We start from the raw sequence: 19710 nt of genomic DNA, 5'->3' as shown, positions 1-19710 counted from the left end.
CTTTCAAAGACCGCCGCTCAAGAGCGGTCGCGAAAAACCGATCCTCCAGGGAGAAACGCATGAAGACCTTCAGCATCACTGCCGCATGTGCGGCGGCCTTCGCCATCGGCTCCATCGGGGCGGCGCAGGCTTGGCAGCCGACCAAGCCGATCGAGTTCGTCGTGACCTCCGGCGCCGGCGGCGGCACCGACAACTTCGCCCGCATGATCCAGTCGATCATCGCCAAGCACAAGCTGATCGACCAGCCGATCGTCGTCGTGAACAAGGGCGGCGGATCGGGCGCGGAAGGCTATGTCTACGGCAAAGGCGCCAAGGGCGATCCCAACCGCGTCATCTTCGGGACCAACAACGCCTATCTGCTGCCCTATGTCGCCAAGCTTGGCTACAAATACAGCGACCTGACGCCGGTTGCGGGGCTGGCGCTCGACGAATTCCTGCTCTGGGTCAAGGGCGACGCGCCCTATGCTGACGCCAAGGGCTATCTCGAGGCCGTGAAGGCCAAGCCGATGGGCTTCAAGATGGGCGGCAGCCAGTCGAAGGACACTGACCAGACCCTGACCTCGATGATCCAGGACGCCACTGGCGTGAAATGGATCTATGTGCCGTTTCAGGGCGGCAGCGCCGCGGCTGTGCAGCTCGCCGGCGGCCATATCGACTCCAACGTCAACAACCCGAACGAGAATATCGGCCAGTGGAAGGCCGGGCAGGTGAAGCCGCTCTGCGTGTTCTCGCCGGTGCGCCTCGCCAAGAGCGATCCGGTCTTCGAGGGCAAGGGCTGGGGCGACATCCCGACCTGCAAGGAAGCCGGGCTGCCGCTCGAGACCTTCCAGATGCCGCGCACCGTCTGGCTACCGGCCGAAGTCCCGGCCGACGCCGTCTCCTTCTATGCCGACGTGCTGGAGAAGGTCTCCAAGACGCCGGAATGGCAGGAATTCGTCGCCCGGACGGCGCAGACCGCCAAGTTCATGAAGGGCCAGGAACTGGCCGACTTCGTCGCCAAGGACGATGCCGCCAACAAGAAGGTCTTCGAGAACGAAGGCTGGATCGCGAAGTAAGGGACTGCCTGCCGGCGTCCGCTTGCCGTCATTGCGAGCGTAGCGAAGCAATCCAGGAGCGCCAGCGCTCCATGTCCTCCTGGATTGCTTCGTCGCTTCGCTCCTCGCAATGACGAGGAGCTTCAACAGCAATTCCGATCACGAGGAATCCGCCCATGATCACCCGCTTCTGGGCCGAGATCGCGACCGCGCTGGCGACGCTGGTTTTCGGCCTCGCCATCGTCAAGGGCGCGCTCGAATTCGGTATCGGCTGGGATTCTTCGGGCCCGCAGCCCGGCGCCTTCCCGTTCTATACGGGTGGTCTCGTCGCCCTGGCGAGCCTGGGCACGCTGGTCTTCACCGCGATGCGACAGATCGCCGGCGCACCCTGGCTGAAGGAAGAGTTCCTCGACCGGGAGCGCGGCCGGCGGGTCGCTTCCTTCCTGCTGCCGCTGATCGCCTTCGTCGTGCTCAGCGCGACGCTCGGCATGTATGTCGCGACACTGCTCTATCTCGTCTTCACCATGCGCTTTCAGGGGCATTACGGCTGGCTCCAAACGCTGGCGACGGCGTTCGGAACGGCGGCCTTCTTCTATCTCGCCCTCGAGAAATTCTTCCAGATCAGCCTGCTCAAGGGGCCGCTCGAGCCTCTGCTCGGCCTGTGAACGGGCTGCAACGGAAAGCGAGGCGGTAAGCCATGGATAACATCGCCAATCTGATGCACGGCTTCTCGGTCGCGCTGACCACGCACCACATCCTGCTGATGATGGCGGGTGTGCTGCTCGGCGTGCTCGTCGGCGTGCTGCCGGGGCTGGGTGCGCCGAACGGCGTCTCGCTGCTGCTGCCGCTGACCTTCAGCATGGACCCGGTCTCGGCCATCATCCTGCTGACCTCGCTCTATTGGGGCGCGCTCTTCGGCGGCTCGACCACCTCGATCCTGTTCAACATCCCCGGCGAGCCTTCATCGGTCGCGACCACCTTCGACGGCCACCCCATGGCCAAGCAGGGCCGGGCGACGGAAGCGCTCTCCTTCGCCTTCCTCTCGGCCGGCTTCGGCGCGCTGGCCGGCGTCATCCTGATCACGCTGCTTTCCGGCTGGGTCGCGAAATTCGCACTGAAGTTCTCCTCGCCGGAGTATTTTGCGGTCTACTTCATGACCTTCGCCAGCTTCATCGGCCTGGGCGGGGCCTCGCCGGCGAAGACCATTGTCTCGATGGGCATCGGCTTCACGCTTGCCTCGATCGGCATGGACTCGGTTTCGGGCAATGTCCGTCTGACCTATGAGTTCGACGTGCTGCTGGCGGGCGTCTCCTTCCTGATCGCGGTCATCGGCCTGTTCGGTATCGGCGAATTGCTGCTGACGATGGAGGAGGGGCTGAAGTTCGAGGGCGTCGCCGCCAAGGTTCGCGTCCGCGACGTGCTGCTCACCGCGGCCAAGCTGCCGCGTTACTGGCTGGCCTTGCTGCGCTCCAGCGCCATCGGCATCTGGATGGGCATTACGCCGGGCGGGCCGACGGCGGCCTCCTTCATGAGCTACGCCATGGCCAAGCGCTCCTCGCGCCACCCGGCGAAGTTCGGCAAGGGCGAACCCGAAGGCGTGATCGCGCCCGAAACCGCCGACCATGCCGCGGGCTCCGCCGCGATGCTGCCCATGCTGGCGCTCGGCATCCCCGGCTCCGCGACGGCCGCCGTGATGATGGGCGGCCTGATGATCTGGGGCCTCAACCCCGGCCCGACGCTGTTCACCGACCGCCCGGATTTCGTCTGGGGCCTGATCGCCTCGATGTATCTCGGCAATGTCGTGGCGGTCGTGGTCGTGCTGGCGACGGTGCCGCTCTTCGCCTCGATCCTGCGCATCCCCTTCTCGATCATCGGGCCGGTGATCGTGGTGATCTGCTTCATCGGCGCCTTCACGGCGGCGAGCAAGGAGTTCGACATCTGGCTGGCCCTGATCTTCGGCCTCGTCGGCTATGTCTTCAAGAAGCTCGACTACCCGATCGCGCCGCTGGTTCTGGCCATGGTCATCGGCGACAAGGCCGAGGACGCCTTCCGCCAGTCGATGATCTTCAGCCAGGGCTCGCTTTCGATCTTCTGGTCGAACCCGCTGGTCGCGACGTTGATGACGATCGGGCTCGCCCTTCTGGTGCTGCCGATGATCGGCCGTGTTACCCAATATCTGCGCGGGCGCACCGCTGCGCGCACGGTTTGACCGTCACTTCGAGAAACCATCGGAAACGCCGCCATGACCGAACCCTACAAGGGCATCCTGCCGATCGCCCCGACCATCTTCCACGACAATGGCGACCTCGACATCGAGGGCAACAGGCGCGTCATGGACCTGATGGTCGACCAGGGCGTCGATGGCATCTGCATCCTCGCGAACTTCTCCGAGCAGTTCCTGCTGACGGACGCCGAGCGTGAGAAGGTGATGCATCTCTCGTTGGAGCAGGTCGCAGCCCGCGTGCCGGTGATCGTAACGACCTCGCATTTCTCGACCCGGATCGCCGCCCAGCGCGCCAAGGCCGCCGCCGATGCCGGCGCCAAGATGCTGATGATGATGCCGCCTTATCATGGCGCACTGCTCAAGGCCGACGAGCAGGGCATGATCGAGCATTTCAAGCATGTTGCCGACGCCTGCGGCATCCCGATCATCCTGCAGGATGCGCCGCTATCCGGCGTGACGATGACGGTGCCGTTCATGGTGCGACTGGCCAAGGAAGTGCCGCTTGTCCGCTATTTCAAGATCGAGGTGCCCGGCACGGCCAACAAGCTGCGCGCGCTGATCGAGGCGGGCGGGGCGGCCGTCGCGGGTCCCTTCGATGGCGAGGAGGCGATCACCCTGATGGCGGATCTCGACGCCGGTGCCACCGGCACGATGACCTCGGCGATGATCCCCGATCTGATCAAGCCGATCCTGACGGCTTTCTTCGCCGGTGATCGCGAGGAGGCCAAGCGCCTCTATGCCCGTGTGTTGCCGATCATCAACTTCGAGAACCGCCAATGCGGCCTGCGCTCGGCGAAGGCGGTGATGAAGGAGGGCGGGGTGATCAAGTCGGAGGCCGTGAGGCATCCGCTGACGCCGCTGCATCCGAAGACCCGCGAGGGCTTGATCGAGCTCGCGCGCGAACTCGATCCGCTGGCCTTGCGCTGGGGGCGTTGAAACTTGTTGGGTTCCGGAAGAACCTTTCCGTCATCGCGGACAAGCGGCGAAGCCGCGCAGCTCCGGGATCCATCCTAGAGCTCCGGAGCCCTTCAATGGATCCCGGGGCAAGCCCGGGATGACTGTGAGATTCCAGGCAAAATCAGAGCCGGCTCTTGCTGCGGGGCCAACTATTTGCCGACCTCCAGCATGATCTTGCCGAGATGGGCGCTCGATTCCATCAGCTCATGGGCTTGCCTTGCCTGCTCAAGCGGGAAGGTGGCGTGAATGATAGGCTTGACCGTCCCGGTCTCCAGCAGCGGCCAGACATCGCGGCGCAGATGCTGGGCGATCTCGGCCTTGAGCGCCACCGAGCGGGCGCGCAGCGTCGAGCCGGTCAGCGTCAGGCGCCGCAGCATCATCTGCACCAGATCGAGCTCGGCCTTGCTACCTTGCAGAAAGGCGATCTGCACCAGCCTGCCATCCACACCCAGCGCGCTAATATTGCGCTGGATGTAGGGGCCGCCGACCATGTCGAGCACGACATCGACGCCCTTGCGGTTGGTCAGTCGCTTGACCTCCTCGACGAAATCCTGCGCGCGGTAGTCGATCGCCTCGTCGGCGCCGAGCGAGCGGCAGAAATCGCATTTCCCGGCCGAGCCCGCCGTCGCATAGACCGTCGCGCCGGCATGCTTGGCGAGCTGGATCGCGGTCGAGCCGATGCCGCTCGACCCGCCATGGATCAGGATCGTCTCGCCCTTCTTGAGCCGGCCGCGCGTGAACACGTTGTCGTAGACGGTGAAGTAGGTCTCGGGCAGGCCGCCGGCCTCCAGCAGCGAGAGCGGCTTCGGCACCGGCAGGCAAAGTGGCTCGTCCGCGACGGCGTACTCGGCATAGCCGCCGCTGATCACCAGCGCGCACACCTGTTCGCCGATGCGGCCGGCCGCGACCCCGTCGCCGACAGCGACGATATGGCCGGAGACCTCGAGGCCGGGGATCTGTGTCGCGCCGGGGGGCGGGGGGTAGCTGCCGGCGCGCTGTGCGCAGTCGGGCCGGTTGATGCCGGCGGCCGCGACCGCGATCAGGACCTGGCCCGGGCCGGGCTGCGGTACGGGTGCGGTCTCAATCTCGATCACCTCAGGCCCGCCCGCGCCTGCAAAACGCACCTGCTTCATCGTCTGCGGCAATGCCATGTCGTCATCTCTCCCTGCATGCGGGCAAATCTGGCTACTGAAGCGCGGTCCGCAACCTTTGTGTCCGGTTTGCAGGCTTTAGCGTCGCGCGGCCAGCGTGTTGGCGAGGGCAACGAAGCCCGAGACCGGGACTTCCTCGGCGCGGGCCGTCGGCGCCAGGCCGGCGGCCTCGATCCAGTCGGCAGGCTCGGCCAGAACGGCTTTCAGGCTCTGCCGCAGCATCTTCCGCCGCTGGCCGAAGGCCGCGAGCGTGATCCGTTCGAGCAGGCGCCGGTCGCAGGGCTCGGGCGTCTGGCGCGGTACGAGCTGCACCACCGCCGATGTGATCTTGGGCGGCGGCACGAAGGCGCTGCGGGGAACGTCGAACAGGATCTTCGTCTCGCAGCGCCAGTTGCACAGCACGGCGAGCCGGCCATAGTCGGCCCGCTGGTCCGGGGTGGCGACGATCCGCTCGGCGACCTCGCGCTGGAACATCAGCGTCAGCGAGGTCCACCAGGGCGGCCAGGCATCGCCGCTGAGCCAGCCGACCAGCAGCGGCGTGCCGATATTGTAGGGCAGGTTGGCGACGATCCGGGCCTTGCCGCCATCGAGACGGCTGGAGAGATCGACCGCGAGCGCATCGCCGTCGACGACCTCGAGCCGGCCGGGATAATGCGCGGCGATCTCCTCCAGCGCCGGCAGACAGCGCCGGTCGCGCTCGATCGCGATGACGCGGCCGGCGCCGTTCGCCAGCAGGGCCCGCGTCAGGCCGCCCGGACCGGGACCGATCTCCACGACGGTGTCGCCGTCGAGCGGGCCGGCCGCGCGGGCGATCCGCGAAGTCAGGTTGAGGTCGTAGAGGAAGTTCTGGCCCAGCGACTTCTGCGCCATCAGCCCATGGCGCTCGACCACCTCGCGCAGGGGCGGCAGGGAATCGATCTGGCTCATGGGCTTGCCTGTTGGTGCTGCGCCGCCATGCGCGCCGCCAGCTTCAGAGCGGCGACCAGACTGTCGGGACGGGCGATGCCCTTGCCCGCGATGTCGAAGGCGGTGCCGTGGTCAGGCGAGGTGCGGATGAAGGGCAGGCCGAGGGTGACGTTGACGCCCTCGTCGAAGGCGATCGTCTTGATCGGGATCAGCGCCTGATCGTGGTACATCGCCAGCGCCGCGTCATAGCCGGCGCGCGCCCTCGCATGAAACATCGTATCGGCCGGGTAGGGACCGCGGGCGTCGATCCCGAGCGCGCGCAGCGCCGCGATCGCGGGTTGCACGATCGCCGCGTCCTCGCTGCCGAGGGCCCCGTTTTCGCCGGCATGCGGGTTGAGGCCGCTGAGGGCGATGCGCGGCGCCCGAATGCCGAAGCTGCGCGTCAGCCCCTCCGCGACGATCTTGCCCGTCGCGACGATCAGCTCCGTCGTCAGCAGGTCGGGCACCGTCCGCAAGGGCACATGGATCGTCACCGGCACGACGGCGAGCTCGGCGCACCACAGCATCATCACCGGCAGCGGTGGAGTGCCGCCATCGCCGGAAAGGTGCGCGAGGAACTCCGTATGGCCGGGATGGCTGAAGCCGGCCGCATAGAGCACCGATTTTGCGATCGGGTTGGTCACCACGGCGCTTGCCTGCCCCTGTCCCACGGCTGCGACGGCGCGGGTGATCGATGCGATGGTGCCCGGCGCGGTCGCTGGATCCGGGCGTCCTGGCTCGGCCGCCACCGCCTCTTCGAGAGGAACTATCGGCAGGGCGTCGGGGAAGTGGTGGTGAACCTCGTCCCAGCCACAGGCGATCAGCGGCACCTCGAGCGAAAGCCGACGCGCGAGCCGCGCCAGTTGGTCGATGTCGGCGATGCAGGCAAAGCCCGGAAGCTCAAGCTCCTTGCGGCGTTGCCACGCGAGCAGCGTCAGTTCGGGGCCGATTCCGGCCGGATCGCCCTGCGTCAGGGCGAGTGGCGGCAGGTGCGTGGCTGCTTGCGCGCGCATGCGACTGTCCTCTCGCCGTCGAGCGCTGCCGAAACGCGGTCAGCGGCTCGAGGTCACGCCGTCGCTTGTGGTCGCGCCATCGAGGTTCTGCTGGTAGCTGAGTTCGCCCAGCGTCCGCAGTTCGAGCCGGAACATGACCGTGCGCGTGTCCTTCGTCGCACCAGACTGCCGATCGGCATAGCTCTGCGAATAGCTGATGTCGAAAATCGTGCACTCGTCGGTGTAGTTGAGCCCGAACGAGGTCGAGGCAGTCTGGAATAGGCCGGTATCGACGTATTTCGGGAGCGTGATGGTCGAAGGCGAGGCCAGCCATGCCGCGTACTGGTTGGCGCGCACCTCGCGGTCGTACTTGTACTTGTCGAGATCGAACAGGACGCCTGCCCGCACGCGCCAGTTCGGCGTCACGAGAAGCGAACCGTTGAGCGAGAGGCCCTCGCGTCGACGGGGGATACCGAGACTGGGCTGCGGCTCATAGCGGCCATAACCCACCGAGGCGGACAGGACGCTCGTCGAATAGGTCGCCGCGGCATCGATGCGCTGCGCCTCGAAGCTGCTCTGGTTGAGCCGGGTCGCACCGGTGAAGAAGAGGCCCTGGAAGGGTGAGAACTGGGCACGTGCCACGAGGTCGGAGGCATCCGTGTCCAACCCGGAATCGAGGCCGGTGTTGACGAGGTCCGGGCTGGCGAAGGAGTTGCGCCCGCCCAGATGATAGGATTGGCCAAGCAGCAGGTTGGCGAAGCCTTCCTTGCCGAAACGCCCGGTGTAGAGCGCGCCGACATTGGCGCGCGAGCCGCCCTCGAGGCGATCGTAGCCCGAGAACTTGCCGCTCCACTCGAACAGGTTGTTGGCATCGAAGACCAGGCTCTGCGCATCCTCGTTGGCGACGCGCAGGGTGTGGGTCTCGTTCGGGCGCGCCACGATCTGCGCCACCGGCTCGATGATGTGCGTGCCCCATGACGTCCTGGCGACGAAGGGGTAGCGGTACATCAGGCCGACCGCCGGCATCGCGCGGCCGAAGACATCGTCGGACGCGTCCGCGATCGTCGTGACCTTGGAATTCGGATAGCCCGTCGTGTCGGGATTGACCGAGAAGATGTCGGCCCGCACCGATGCGTACGGCGTCCACATCTGGCCGAGCGGGTCGATGAAATTGCGGCGCCAGGATGCTTCGGCCGTCGCTCGAGCCATGTTCCCGGCGAGGCCGCGGATCAGGCAGGTGCTCTTCTGGTAGACGGCGCAGCCATCATACAGCGAATAGGCCTGACCGGCGCTGTTCACGCCGTTGATCAGATAGGTGTTCTGCTGCGGCAGCTGCTGGAACGCCGCCGCGTCGCGGTTCAGGTACGCGACATTGGCGGTGAAGCTCAGCTCCCCGCCGAGGAAGCTCGGCTTGTGAATGCGCTTGTTGTAGTCGATCACCGGCAGCACGACGGGCTGCTGCTTCTGCCAGTCGGTCGAGGTCAGCGGCTGGAAGTAATATCCGCGCATGTCGAACCACGCGGTCGAGCTCTGCCCGTTCAGATAGGCGGTCGAGATCGCTTCCTGGAGATAGGTGGTCGCGCTGATGCTCTCGTTGATGATGCGGTAGTTCTTGTAGAACCAGCGATCCGTCGACATCGAGGCATTCCAGCCGAACGACCAGCGCGGATTGATGAAGAACTTGCCGTTGGTTTGGACCGAGCCACGGAAATCGTCGTCGCCCGCGCCGAGCGGGGCGTCGAGGAAGGCGTCCTTATCCTGCTGGAAGATGCCCGACGCGCGGATCGTATAGGAGCCGTTCACCAGGCGGTGACGCCATTCGACCTGCCCGAGCAGGCCCTGCCGGCTCAGATAGGTCGGCGTGACCGTCAGGTCGTAGTTCGGCGCCAGATTGATGAAATAGGGCAGTCCGACACCGAAGCCGAGCGAATTCGTGTTGATGAACTTCGGCGCCAGGAAGCCGGACTTCCGCTTCACCGTCGAATCCGGCCCGGACATGTAAGGCACATAAGCCAGCGGCACGCCGGCGAATTCGAGGCGCGCCTCCTCGTAGTAGATCGTCTGCTCGGCCTTCTTGTGGATGATCCGCGCCGAGCGGACCTGCCAGAGCGGCGGCCTCTCGGGGTTGTCCTTGCAAGGCTCGCAGGCGGTGTAGATGCCCTTCTCGAAGATGAAGGTTTCGCCGTCCGTTCGCTCGGCACGGGGCGCGCTGAAACGCGTCTTGTCCGGATTCACGACGCGGAGCGAATCGATGAAGCCGTCACGGAAATCGTCGGTCAGGTTGAAGCGGTCGCCGGTGATGACCGTGCCGTTCGCCTCGGTGATGCGGGCATTGCCGGTTGCGATGACGCGCTTGCCGGCCTGGTCGTAGGTGACCTTGTCGGCCTCGATCGTTCGGCCCTTATAGAGAATCTGGACGTCGCCGACCGCGGAAACGGTCTTCTTGTCATTGTCGTAGACGAGTTCGCGGGCATCGACGACCATCCGCTCCTGCGGGGCGGCCGGCTGCTGCGGGGCGGGCGGTGTCTGCGCAAAGGCGGTCCCGGCCGAGGCCAGGACATAGACAAGGCTCGAGGCGAGCGCTGTCGCCGCGGCAAAGCGAGCCATGCGCGTCACGCCAAGCACCATACGCTCAATCCAAAATTAACCATAGGCACAGTACGTTTTACCCGTCTTCCTGATGGAGGAGGGCCAGAGCACCGAGCATCGCTCCGATGGTCGCGGGCAGCCATGCTGCGACCACTGGATTAATGATGCCCGACGAGCCGAGCTCCTCCGACAGTTGCGTTGCCACATAGAGCATGAAGCCGGCCGCGACGCCACCTACCACCAGTTTGGTGACCCCACCAAAACGGAAAAATCTTAAGGAAACGGATGCTGCCACCAGCACCATGGCGACGAGCAGCATCGGACGCGCCAGAAGCGACTGGTAGCGCAGCTCGTAGCGCGTTGTGTCGAGGCCGGCGCGCCGCGTCCTCTCGATGACAGTGGGCATCGACCAGAACCCGACGGCCTCGGGTGGTGTGAAACTCTGTCGCATCTGGTCCGGCTCAAGCGTCGTCGCGAAGAGATAGCTGCTGTAGGTCTGTGGCTCTTCAGTGGCGGAAACCACGCGCGCGTCCGTCAGCTCCCAGTAGCCTTGATGCAGCACCGCCTGTTTCGCGTCGATGCGCTCGTTGAACCCGCCGCCGGGGGAAAAGCTGAAGATCGCCACCTGCGACAGGCCCTCGCCATCCGGTAGCGATGCAGCTGCCCGGATGATGGCCTGCCCGTCGATGCTGCGCTGGCGCAGCCAGATCTCCGGCGCGTTTGTGGATTGTGCGGCCCGCACGAACAGCCTCGTCTCAAGCGCTGTCGCCTTGCGCTTCAGATCGGCTGCTAACGGATTGTAGACCAAGATCGAGAACAGCCCGATCACGGCCGCCACCAGCCCGGCCGGCTGCAGGAACTGCCAGGCGGAGACGCCGACCGAGCGCGCGACGACGAGCTCGAGCTTCCGGCTCAGCGTCAGCAGCGCGAACATGCCGCCGAACAGCACGGCGAAGGGGAAGATCTGCTCGGCGACGCTGGGCACGCGAAAGAGCGCGAGCTGCACGATCAACGGGGTCGTGGCCAACGGCGAATCGCCGGCGCGACGCATCAGCTCGACGAAATCGAGCGTGCCGATCAGGAAGAAGAAGGTTCCGAACACGCCCAGGATCGAGCGCGCGAACTGCTTCGTGAGATAGCGTCCGAAGGTTGAGACCAGCAGCATCAGGCGCGCCTGAATCGGGCCGCGAGCCCGGCAAGAGGCTCGAGCAGCGGCGCCATGAGCCGAGAGAAGAACGGCCGCAGGCGCTGGCCATAAAGAATGACAGCTGTCGCCACGATGATGGCGACGATCGGCAAGAGATAGAGCAGCACGGCCGCGAATGGCGAACGGACGCTCGCCGTCCAGGCCATGTAGGCGCCGATTCGAGTCGCTGCGACGATCAGGATCGCAGCCTGGATCGCGAAGGCGCGGCCCTGGCGGGTGGTGCGCGCCTCGCCGATGCAGGCGAAGGCGATCAGCATGAAGGCCATCGGATAGAGCGGCGCGGAAAGGCGGTTGTGCAGCTCGGCCCGGAAGCGGCCTTCCTGCATCTTGTAGTAGAATTCATTCCGGTCCTGGTTGAGGAGCTGCCAGGTCGAGCGCTCGCGCGGCTTGTAGATGACCTTGTCGCCGTCGCCTTCGCCGGCACCACCCGTCGAATCGCCCGACAGGGCCGACAGGTTCAGCGCATAGCGCTCGAAGGAGATGATCGAGGTCGTGTCGGTGTTCTTGGTCTCGCGCTGGATCGTGCCCTTCTCCAGCATCAGGAAGCTCGAGCCGTCGACCTCGACGGTGCGGCCGCGCTCGGCGACATAGATCGAGGGCTGGTTCGGGTCGCGCCGGTCTTGCATGAAGATGCCGACCAGTGCGTCGCCCGAGCGCTCCTTGTAGTGGAAGGTCACCCCCGAATCGAGCGCGACGAACTGGCCTTCCTTGACGACATTGGCGACGAAGTCGGCCCGGATCATGGTGATCAGGTCGCGCAGCATGCGGAAACCGGCCGGCATCACCGACAACGACATCCAGCCCACCAGGACCGATGTCGCGATCGTCAGCACGATGAAGGGGCGCGTGATGCGATGCGGCGCCACGCCGGCCGCATTCATCACGATCAGCTCGGAATCGCTGTTGAGGCGGTTCAGTGTGTAGAGCGTCGCCATGAACAGCGCGACCGGCGCGATGCCGGCGATCAGCGCGGGCAGCGACAGAAGCGTGACGGTGAAGAAGATCAGCACCGTCTGGCCCTTGCCCGTGATCAGATCGACCTCGCGCAGGGCCTGCGTCACCCAGATCACGCTGGTCAGCCCGATCAGCAGGACGATCGCCGCGATCGTCGCCATCTTCAGGATATAGCGGTCGAGACGCAGCAGCACGCTTGAGTTTCCGATGGGGCAGCCCAGGAGGCCCTGTGCTGGTGGTTCGCGTTAGTCACCCTATGGTATAGGCGCAATCAAGGCGCAAACGGGAATCGTTTGCGGCAGTCCTGTTTCGCCCATCCCAAAGCCCACTCGCAACATCGTGAGCCGACCATGTCGCAGCGCCTGAAGCTCGAGATCAAAGCCCTCAACGCGATCGGGGGCCAGGACCTCGTGATCCTGCTCTCCGACACGCTGGCGCCACCCAAGGCTGCCGAGGAGTGGCTGGGAGAGGGCGCCCATGCGCTGCTCGCGCGGGCTGCTGCGGCCGAGCGCTTCAAGGGCAAGGCGCTGTCCGGTCTGACGCTTCTGGCGCCAGACGGCGCCGGCTACGAGCGTCTGATCGCGGTCGGCGTCGGTCCCGAGGCCGAGCGCGGCACGCTCGATTTCGCCAAGCTCGGCGGTGCCATCGCCGGCCGCCTTGGCCATGGCCGCAGCGCCGACCTGATTCTGGCGCTGCCGGAGGGGCCGCTCAGTGCCGATCATGCGGCCGAGATCGCGCTCGGCATGCGGCTGCGCTCCTATGTGTTCGACGAGTACAAGACGAAGAGCAAGAAGCCCGAAGAGGCCGAGCCGATGACGGTGACGCTGCGTGCCGGCGATCCCTCGCTGGTCAAGAAGGCGCTGAAGGCGCGCGATGCGGTCGCTGCCGGCGTCGAGCTCGCGCGCAACCTCGTCAACGAGCCGCCGAACGTGCTGTATCCGGAGGAGTTCGCCGACCGCGCCGCCAAGCTCGAGAAGCTCGGCGTCGAGGTCGAGGTTCTCGACGAGAAACAGCTGAAGAAGATCGGCATGCGCGCTCTGCTCGGCGTCGGCCAGGGCTCGCGCCGCGAGAGCCGTGTCGCGATCATGCGCTGGAACGGCGCCAAGAGCGGCGCCCAGCCGGTCGCCTTCGTCGGCAAGGGCGTGACCTTCGATACCGGCGGCATCTCGCTGAAGCCCGGAGCCGGCATGGAGGACATGAAGGGTGACATGGCGGGCGCGGCCTGCGTCGTCGGCCTGATGCACGCGCTCGCCGCCCGCAAGGCCAAGGTCAACGCCATCGGCATCATCGGGCTGGTCGAGAACATGCCGGACGGCAACGCCCAGCGCCCGGGCGACATCGTCACCTCGCTCTCCGGCCAGACCATCGAGATCATCAACACCGATGCCGAGGGCCGTCTCGTCCTGGCCGACGTGCTCTGGTACACGCAGGAGCAGTTCAAGCCGCAGTTCATGGTCAATCTGGCGACGCTGACCGGCGCGATCCTGGTTGCGCTGGCGCAGGAGCATGCCGGCCTGTTCTCCAACAATGACGAACTGGCGGACCGCCTCTCCGTCGCGGGCAAGGCCACCGGCGAAACCGTCTGGCGCATGCCGCTCGGCAAGGCCTACGATAAGATGATCGATTCCAAGTTCGCCGACATGAAGAATGCTGCCGGCCGCCATGGCGGCTCGATCACGGCCGCCCAGTTCCTGCAGCGCCATGTCAACGACTGCCCCTGGGCGCATCTCGACATCGCCGGCACCGGCATGGGCTCGCCGAACTCCGAGACCAACCGGTCCTGGGGTTCGGGCTGGGGCGTGCGCCTGCTCGACCGGCTCGTCGCCGAGCATTACGAAGGCTGATTCGATCTGGCAGGATCGATTCGCAGATCGTTGGAACGCAAAGGCTTTCGATGGCCGAGATCCTGTTCTTCCACCTCCAGTCCCGCCCGCTCGAGCAGGTGCTGCCGACGATCGTCGACCGCGCCCTGTCGCGCGGGCAGAGGGTGGTGGTCGAGGTCTCCAGCCAGGAACGACTGAGCGCGGTCGACGACCATCTCTGGGCCTATTCGGACGAGAGCTTCCTGCCCCATGTCACCGCGATGGAAGCCGATGCGGCGAACAATCCTGTCGTGCTGACGACTCATGCGCATAACCCCAACGCGGCGCAGGTCCGGATCTGCGCCGAGGGTGTCCGCATTCCCGACGCAATGCAGGACTACGAACGTGTTGTTCTGATATTCGACGGTGACGACCCGGACGCACTGACCGCGGCCCGCGAAGATTGGAAGAAGGCCAGGGCTTCGGGCCTTGCCGCCAGTTATTGGCAGCAGGACGACACCGGCCGCTGGGAGAAAAAAGCGTGAGACTGCCTGTTCTGCTCCTCTGCACCGTCGCGCTCGGCGGCTGCTCCGTCGATATGGGCGGCTTCGCCTTCACCTCCGAGACGCGTGGCTCTCAGACGACGATGACGACGAGCAGCATCTCGGCCCGCGCCTCGACGCAGGAGGCGACCCTGACGCCGGACGGCGAATGCAGCGCCGGCGTCTCGCTCGATCCGTCGACCCGCCCGCTGCCGCCGGCCATCGCCGAGGGCATTACCGAATGCGAACTGGTGAAGCTCAAGGGCACCAAGCCGACCGATGTGTTGATCGGCGAGAGCGGCAAAGGCCAGCGCGAGACGCAGGTGCTCTATGCCGAGCCCGGCGGCCGCGAGATCTACATGTTCACCGACAACCGGCTGAGCCGGATCGTGAAGCCGGGGCAGGGGTGAGGTCGCGCGGGCGCGGTCCCCAATGGATTGCGTGGTCCGGCTAGATGTCGCTCGCGGCATCGCGCCGAACCCAAACAGCCCGACGAAATCATCCGAGCCATCGACTTACGTTTCGCCGCTCTTCGCGGCATCTCCGCCGATCAGCAGGTCCCTGATCGTCTTTGGCACTGGATATTCGTATCCAGCACCGAGATCATGCCATCGAAGCTGACCGGATCGATGATGATCGCTCGTGTAGAGGTCGGTTCCGATCGCTTCCATTGCCAGCAAGAGGGCTTGGGTCGCGTCCACCCCATAGCCGAAGCCTTCATGCGCGCCTTCAGGCCAGCCAATGCGATAACGGCAGGACCAATCGTGCTTACCTTGGATCGGAAGGTCGACCGATATCGCGATCCCGATATCGCGCCCTCCGTCGGCGAAATGAAGCATCCTTTCGGGGATCTTCATGCGGAGCCTCAATCATTGAAGTGAGGGGCTTGCCGGCGGGCCATGCAGGTTGGCGAGCGATGATCACGCGCTCTCCAGCTCCGCGCTCAGCTCCAGCCATTCCTCTTCTGCCGCCTCGAGCGCTTCGGCCAGTTCCGCCCGCTGCCGTGACAGCGTCAGCGCCTTCTCCGGATCGCGGGCGAAGGCCGCGCCGTTGCCGAGCACGCCGTCGACCTTCTCGATCAGCCCGGTCAACTTGGCGATCTTCGCCTCCGCGAGATTGAGCTTCTGCCGCAGCGGCCCCTGCGCCACGCGCTTCGCGGCCGCGCCCTTGCGCTCCTCGGCCTTGCCGTTGCCAGTTGAAGCATCCGGCGCGGCCTTCTCGCGCTTGGCCGCCTTGGCCGTGCCGAGGACGAGGCTGCGGTAATCCTCCATGTCGCCGTCGAAATTCTTCACCGTGCCGTCGCCGACGATCCAGAGCCGGTCGGCGCAGGATTCGATCAGGAAGCGGTCATGGCTGACCAGGATCACGGCGCCGGGATAGTCGTTGATCGCGTTGACCAGCGCCGTGCGGCTGTCGATGTCGAGATGGTTCGTCGGCTCGTCGAGGATCAGCAGGTGAGGGCCGCCGAAGGCGGCGAGCCCGAGCATCAGCCGGGCCTTCTCGCCGCCGGAGAGGTTCTTGACCGGCGTCTCGGCCTTGGCCGCCGGAAAGCCGATCTGCGCCGCCTTGGAGCGGACCTTGGCCTCGGGCGCGTCCGGCATCAGGTCGCGCAGATGCGCGACCGGCGTATCCTCCAGCCGCAACTCGTCGAGCTGGTGCTGGGCGAAATAGGCGGTCTCCAGCTTGGACGAGCGCCGGATTTCACCTGACAGCGGCGCGAGCCGGCCGCCGATCAGTTTGCAGAAGGTCGACTTGCCGTTGCCGTTCGAGCCGAGCAGCGCGATGCGGTCGTCTGGCAGCAGGGTGAGATTGAGCTTCGACAGCACCTTGCGCTCGCCATAGCCCGCGCTGGCGTCGTTCAGCACGATCATCGGCGGCGCCAGTTGCTTCTCCGGGCCGGGCAGGCTGAAGGGCTGCACGTCGCGATCGACGATGGTCGCGATCGTTTCCATCTTCTCCAACCGTTTGACGCGGGATTGCGCCTGCCGCGCCTTGGTCGCCTTGGCCTTGAAGCGGTCGACGAAGGCCTGGAGGTGCTTGCGCTCTGCGTCCTGCTTCTCCTTGGCCTTGGCCAGTTGCGCCTGCTTCTCGGCACGCTGCTTGGCGAAGGAGGTGTAGCCGCCGCGATAGATCGTCAGCTTCCCCTGGTCGAGATGCAGGATGTGGTCGACGCAGGTGTCGAGCAGTTCGCGGTCGTGGCTGACGACCAGCACCGTATGCGGGTACTTTTCCAGATAGTCGTAAAGCCAGAGCGTGCCTTCGAGGTCGAGATAGTTGGTCGGCTCGTCGAGCAGCAGCAGGTCGGGCTCGGAGAACAGCACGGCCGCGAGCGCGACGCGCATCCGCCAGCCGCCGGAGAAGTCGGAGCAGGGCCGCTGTTGGGCCGCCTCGTCGAAGCCGAGGCCGTGCAGTACGGTCGCGGCGCGCGCCGGTGCCGAATGGGCGTTGATGTCGGCGAGCCGCGTCTCGATCTCGGCGATCCGGTGCGGATCGGTCGCGGTCTCCGATTCCGCTATCAGCGCGGCGCGCTCGGTGTCGGCCGCGAGCACGACCTCGATCAGCGATTCAGGCCCACCTGGCGCTTCCTGCGCGACACCGCCGATGCGCCGGCCCTTCGGCAGGCTGATCGAGCCGCCCTCCGGCGAGAGATCGCCGGTGATCATCCGGAACAGCGTGGTCTTGCCGTTGCCGTTGCGCCCGACGAGGCCGACTCGCGAGCCGTCCGGCAGCGAGGCGCTCGCATGGTCGAGCAGCAATCTCTCGCCGAGACGGTAGGTGATGTCGTTGATGGTGAGCATGCCGGGGTTTTGGCGTGAAGCCCGGGGGAAGGCAATGGCTGAACGCGATGGCCGCAGGCCCGGGCGAGGCGATCGCAAGATCCCGAGGAGGGGGATCACGCTTTCGCCACGATCTCGCCTTTCCGCGGCCCTGCCGGGCCATCACGCAGGGGAAGACAAGCTTTCCTGATTCGGTGGGAAATGATGCTGTTCGATTTGGATGCTTTCGGCCGTCGCCGGGCTTCGGTTGCGGCTTCGATTCTGGTGTTCCTGTCAGTCGTTTTCGGCAGTGCCCTAGCGCTCATTGCGCTTGTTCCTCTGTCCTGATCAGGTTGACTTCAAGCAAATTTAACCTTGTGTGGCTCTATTCGGCGCGCAGTTCGAACTGCCGTCCAATCCGGAGCCCCGGACCTTGTCGAGCCTGAGAATCAGACTCCCTGCTGCCATGCTGCTGCTGGCTTGCCTGGCCGTGCTCGCGGTGGGGTTGTCGGGCTATCGGGCGGTGACGCTATGGGCCGATGAGGCTGTCCGGGAGCGGCTGGGTGTCGTCGCTGAAGGCCGCGCCAAGGCGCTCGAGCGGCGCTGGCAGCGGCTTGGCGCCGAACTGTCCGTCCAGGCCCGCAGTGCCTATCTGGTTTCGTCGCTGGACGAGATCCGCGGCTGGATGGAGCTGCCCGACGAACAGGCGGCGATCATACGGTATTTCCAGGGGGACGGTGCCTACGATCGCTTCGAGCGCATGCAACGCACGGGTGCGGGGCAGCGGCATGGCTATCTGCGGCGCCACGAGGAGGTTCATGACACCTATCTCGCCGCGCTGCAGCAGTTCGACTACGCCGACATCTACCTCATCTCGCCAAAGGGGCGGGTGGTCTACAGCGTCACCAAGGGGGCAGAGTTCGGGCGCCTGCTGAGCGAGCCGGATCTGGCCGAGACAGGTCTCGCCGAGGCGGTCGCGGCAGCCGGCAGGGCGGTCGGCGACGAGCCGGCGGCTCTCGATTTCGCGCCCTATGCCGTGGCCGGTGGCGAGCCGCGCGCCTTTTTGGCCCAGCGCTTCTACAACCCCTCGTCGCGGGAACCGGTCGGCACGATGGTCATCGCCGTCAGTACCGCCTTCATCGACAATGCGCTGATCTCGATCGCGGGCACGTCCCACGGCATCAAGACGTATGTTGTCGGTGCCGACGGCTTCATGCGCTCGAATCCTGCCGCGCGCCTCGCCGGGACGGCGCCGGCCGTCACCCTCGACCAGAAGCGGCTGGTGTCGGGCGGTTCCCTCGTCAAGTTGACCAGCCGCGACGGCGAGCCTCTGGTCGCCGCCGGCCGCGAAGTCCAGGTTGGCGATGCGACCTGGCTGCTATGGCTGACGGAGAAGGAGAGCGAGGCCTTCGCTGTCGTCAACAAGCTCGACCGGGCCATCATGATCGGTGGCCTGACGGTTCTGGGGCCGCTGCTTCTGGTTGCACTGCTGCTCGGCTTCTCGGTCGCCCGGCCGATCGGAGGTCTCGCAGAGGCGCTGGCCGGAATCGCGGCGGGTCGTACCGATCAGCGCATTCCCGGTGAAAAGCGCCGCGACGAGATCGGCGCCATCGCCGCGGCGGTCGGACGCATCCGCACGAACATGCTGCGCGACGAGGCCGACCGCCTGCACGAGCGGGAAGAGCGCGACCGGGAAACCGGCATCCAGCGGCGACTTCTGCTGGCCGATCTCGCCAGTGATCTCGAACGGTCCGTGCTTGGCGTGACCTCGGCGGTCTCGACCGCGGCCGAGCAGCTCAGCATCACGGCAAGGGAACTCTCCGGCGGCGCCAGCCAGACGCAGGAAAATGCCGGCACCGTGCACAGCGCGGCCTCACGCGCCGTCGCGAGCATCCGGTCGATCGAGAGCGCGGCCCAGGAATTGCGGCAGGCGATCAATTTGCTCGACAACGATGTGCAGTCCTCCGACCGTTCGGCCCGTTCGGCGAAGCAGCATGCCGACGAGATGGGCGGGGTGGTCGATCAACTCGCCACGGGCGCGGCCCGCGTCTCCGACGTCATCGGTATGATCTCCGAAATCGCCGCCCAGACGAATCTGCTTGCGCTCAACGCCACGATCGAGGCCGCCCGCGCCGGCGAGGCAGGGCGCGGTTTTGCCGTCGTCGCTTCCGAGGTCAAGGGCCTGTCGGGGCAGACGGCACGGGCGATCGACGACATCTCGCGCCAGATCGCGACGATGAACGAGGCGACCACGGCGACCGTCGAGGCGATCTCTGGCATCCGCGACATGATCGGAGGCCTGAGCGATGCGGTCAGGCGCTCGGCCGAGACGATGCGACGCCAGCACGGCGTGACCCATGCGATCGTCGAGGATGTCGGCCTGGCGACGAGCGAGTTCAGCCGCATCGGCGAGGCGACGAGCCTCGTCTCCGCGGCATCGCAGCAGACCTCGGATGCAGCAGCGGCGGTGTCGCGCGCGTCGATCGAGCTGACGGAACTGGCTCACTCGCTGAAATCGCGGGTCGCCGATTTCATCGTGCAGATCCGCGCGGCCTGA

At 65.9% G+C, this 19710-nt stretch carries 16 protein-coding genes; 8 read left to right on the top strand and 8 right to left on the bottom strand.

Annotated elements, in window-relative coordinates; translation table 11 throughout:
* Positions 1-59: 59 nt before the first annotated feature.
* The 4 genes from VGN82_RS15265 (at position 60) to VGN82_RS15250 (ending at position 4194) form a co-directional block, all read left to right on the top strand.
* Positions 60-1055, top strand: a complete 996-nt coding sequence (locus VGN82_RS15265) for a Bug family tripartite tricarboxylate transporter substrate binding protein (protein WP_327527867.1) — start codon at positions 60-62, stop codon at positions 1053-1055.
* 155 nt (positions 1056-1210) lie between these two features.
* Positions 1211-1699 carry a tripartite tricarboxylate transporter TctB family protein gene (locus VGN82_RS15260; RefSeq protein WP_327527866.1) on the top strand — a complete coding sequence of 163 codons (489 nt, stop codon included), beginning with the start codon at positions 1211-1213 and terminating at the stop codon, positions 1697-1699.
* A gap of 32 nt (positions 1700-1731) precedes the next feature.
* A complete protein-coding gene (locus VGN82_RS15255) occupies positions 1732-3243 on the top strand; it encodes a tripartite tricarboxylate transporter permease (protein ID WP_327527865.1) in 1512 nt (503 codons plus the stop codon).
* A gap of 33 nt (positions 3244-3276) precedes the next feature.
* Positions 3277-4194, top strand: a complete 918-nt coding sequence (locus tag VGN82_RS15250) for a dihydrodipicolinate synthase family protein (protein ID WP_327527864.1) — start codon at positions 3277-3279, stop codon at positions 4192-4194.
* A gap of 170 nt (positions 4195-4364) precedes the next feature.
* Here the strand turns inward: VGN82_RS15250 and VGN82_RS15245 are convergent, their stop codons facing one another.
* The 6 genes from VGN82_RS15245 to lptF form a co-directional block, all read right to left on the bottom strand.
* On the bottom strand, positions 4365-5366 hold the full coding sequence (locus tag VGN82_RS15245) for an NAD(P)H-quinone oxidoreductase (protein WP_327527863.1): 1002 nt from the start codon (positions 5364-5366) through the stop codon (positions 4365-4367).
* 78 nt (positions 5367-5444) lie between these two features.
* Positions 5445-6293, bottom strand: a complete 849-nt coding sequence (gene rsmA / locus VGN82_RS15240; protein ID WP_327527862.1) for a 16S rRNA (adenine(1518)-N(6)/adenine(1519)-N(6))-dimethyltransferase RsmA — start codon at positions 6291-6293, stop codon at positions 5445-5447.
* Positions 6290-7324 carry a 4-hydroxythreonine-4-phosphate dehydrogenase PdxA gene (gene pdxA / locus VGN82_RS15235; RefSeq protein ID WP_327527861.1) on the bottom strand — a complete coding sequence of 345 codons (1035 nt, stop codon included), beginning with the start codon at positions 7322-7324 and terminating at the stop codon, positions 6290-6292. The genes rsmA and pdxA overlap by 4 nt, the downstream gene beginning before the upstream one ends.
* Positions 7325-7363: 39 nt before the next feature.
* Positions 7364-9910: an LPS-assembly protein LptD gene (locus tag VGN82_RS15230; RefSeq protein ID WP_327527860.1), complete on the bottom strand. Its 2547-nt coding sequence runs from the start codon at positions 9908-9910 to the stop codon at positions 7364-7366.
* 58 nt (positions 9911-9968) lie between these two features.
* Positions 9969-11057 (bottom strand): LPS export ABC transporter permease LptG, encoded by a 1089-nt coding sequence (gene lptG, locus VGN82_RS15225; RefSeq protein ID WP_327527859.1) that lies wholly within the window; start codon positions 11055-11057, stop codon positions 9969-9971.
* Complete coding sequence (lptF, locus tag VGN82_RS15220; protein WP_414644301.1) at positions 11057-12244, bottom strand: LPS export ABC transporter permease LptF; 1188 nt, start codon at positions 12242-12244, stop codon at positions 11057-11059. Before lptF ends, lptG begins: the two co-directional genes overlap by 1 nt.
* Positions 12245-12403: 159 nt before the next feature.
* Here lptF and VGN82_RS15215 point away from each other — a divergent pair, with 159 nt between their 5' ends.
* From VGN82_RS15215 to VGN82_RS15205, 3 genes are read left to right on the top strand one after another with little or no spacing between them, the layout of a single operon-like run.
* A complete protein-coding gene (locus tag VGN82_RS15215) occupies positions 12404-13897 on the top strand; it encodes a leucyl aminopeptidase (protein WP_327527857.1) in 1494 nt (497 codons plus the stop codon).
* 50 nt (positions 13898-13947) lie between these two features.
* Positions 13948-14400, top strand: a complete 453-nt coding sequence (locus VGN82_RS15210) for a DNA polymerase III subunit chi (RefSeq protein ID WP_327527856.1) — start codon at positions 13948-13950, stop codon at positions 14398-14400.
* Complete coding sequence (locus VGN82_RS15205) at positions 14397-14807, top strand: hypothetical protein (RefSeq protein WP_327527855.1); 411 nt, start codon at positions 14397-14399, stop codon at positions 14805-14807. Before VGN82_RS15210 ends, VGN82_RS15205 begins: the two co-directional genes overlap by 4 nt.
* 105 nt (positions 14808-14912) lie before the next feature.
* Here the strand turns inward: VGN82_RS15205 and VGN82_RS15200 are convergent, their stop codons facing one another.
* Together VGN82_RS15200 and VGN82_RS15195 are read right to left on the bottom strand one after the other, a co-directional pair.
* Positions 14913-15254: a DUF6968 family protein gene (locus VGN82_RS15200; RefSeq protein WP_327527854.1), complete on the bottom strand. Its 342-nt coding sequence runs from the start codon at positions 15252-15254 to the stop codon at positions 14913-14915.
* 63 nt (positions 15255-15317) lie between these two features.
* On the bottom strand, positions 15318-17195 hold the full coding sequence (locus VGN82_RS15195) for an ABC-F family ATP-binding cassette domain-containing protein (protein WP_327527853.1): 1878 nt from the start codon (positions 17193-17195) through the stop codon (positions 15318-15320).
* A gap of 424 nt (positions 17196-17619) precedes the next feature.
* Here VGN82_RS15195 and VGN82_RS15190 point away from each other — a divergent pair, with 424 nt between their 5' ends.
* Positions 17620-19710, top strand: coding sequence for a methyl-accepting chemotaxis protein (locus VGN82_RS15190; RefSeq protein ID WP_327527852.1), 2091 nt, complete (start codon positions 17620-17622; stop codon positions 19708-19710).

This window comes from Allobosea sp., assembly GCF_035999205.1.
Taxonomy (GTDB): Bacteria; Pseudomonadota; Alphaproteobacteria; order Rhizobiales; family Beijerinckiaceae; genus Allobosea.
The sequence above is the reverse complement of the archived record's forward strand: the minus strand, read 5'-3'. Positions and strand labels throughout refer to the sequence as shown.

Bases quoted from the DNA above. Each gene is read 5' to 3' on its own strand.
- VGN82_RS15265 (WP_327527867.1), top strand. From the start codon at position 60: ATGAAGACCTTCAGCATCACTGCCGCATGTGCGGCGGCCTTCGCCATC.
- VGN82_RS15260 (WP_327527866.1), top strand. From the start codon at position 1,211: ATGATCACCCGCTTCTGGGCCGAGATCGCGACCGCGCTGGCGACGCTG.
- VGN82_RS15255 (WP_327527865.1), top strand. From the start codon at position 1,732: ATGGATAACATCGCCAATCTGATGCACGGCTTCTCGGTCGCGCTGACC.
- VGN82_RS15250 (WP_327527864.1), top strand. From the start codon at position 3,277: ATGACCGAACCCTACAAGGGCATCCTGCCGATCGCCCCGACCATCTTC.
- VGN82_RS15245 (WP_327527863.1), bottom strand. From the start codon at position 5,366: ATGGCATTGCCGCAGACGATGAAGCAGGTGCGTTTTGCAGGCGCGGGC.
- rsmA (WP_327527862.1), bottom strand. From the start codon at position 6,293: ATGAGCCAGATCGATTCCCTGCCGCCCCTGCGCGAGGTGGTCGAGCGC.
- pdxA (WP_327527861.1), bottom strand. From the start codon at position 7,324: ATGCGCGCGCAAGCAGCCACGCACCTGCCGCCACTCGCCCTGACGCAG.
- VGN82_RS15230 (WP_327527860.1), bottom strand. From the start codon at position 9,910: ATGGCTCGCTTTGCCGCGGCGACAGCGCTCGCCTCGAGCCTTGTCTAT.
- lptG (WP_327527859.1), bottom strand. From the start codon at position 11,057: ATGCTGCTGGTCTCAACCTTCGGACGCTATCTCACGAAGCAGTTCGCG.
- VGN82_RS15215 (WP_327527857.1), top strand. From the start codon at position 12,404: ATGTCGCAGCGCCTGAAGCTCGAGATCAAAGCCCTCAACGCGATCGGG.
- VGN82_RS15210 (WP_327527856.1), top strand. From the start codon at position 13,948: ATGGCCGAGATCCTGTTCTTCCACCTCCAGTCCCGCCCGCTCGAGCAG.
- VGN82_RS15200 (WP_327527854.1), bottom strand. From the start codon at position 15,254: ATGAAGATCCCCGAAAGGATGCTTCATTTCGCCGACGGAGGGCGCGAT.
- VGN82_RS15195 (WP_327527853.1), bottom strand. From the start codon at position 17,195: ATGCTCACCATCAACGACATCACCTACCGTCTCGGCGAGAGATTGCTG.
- VGN82_RS15190 (WP_327527852.1), top strand. From the start codon at position 17,620: ATGCTGCTGCTGGCTTGCCTGGCCGTGCTCGCGGTGGGGTTGTCGGGC.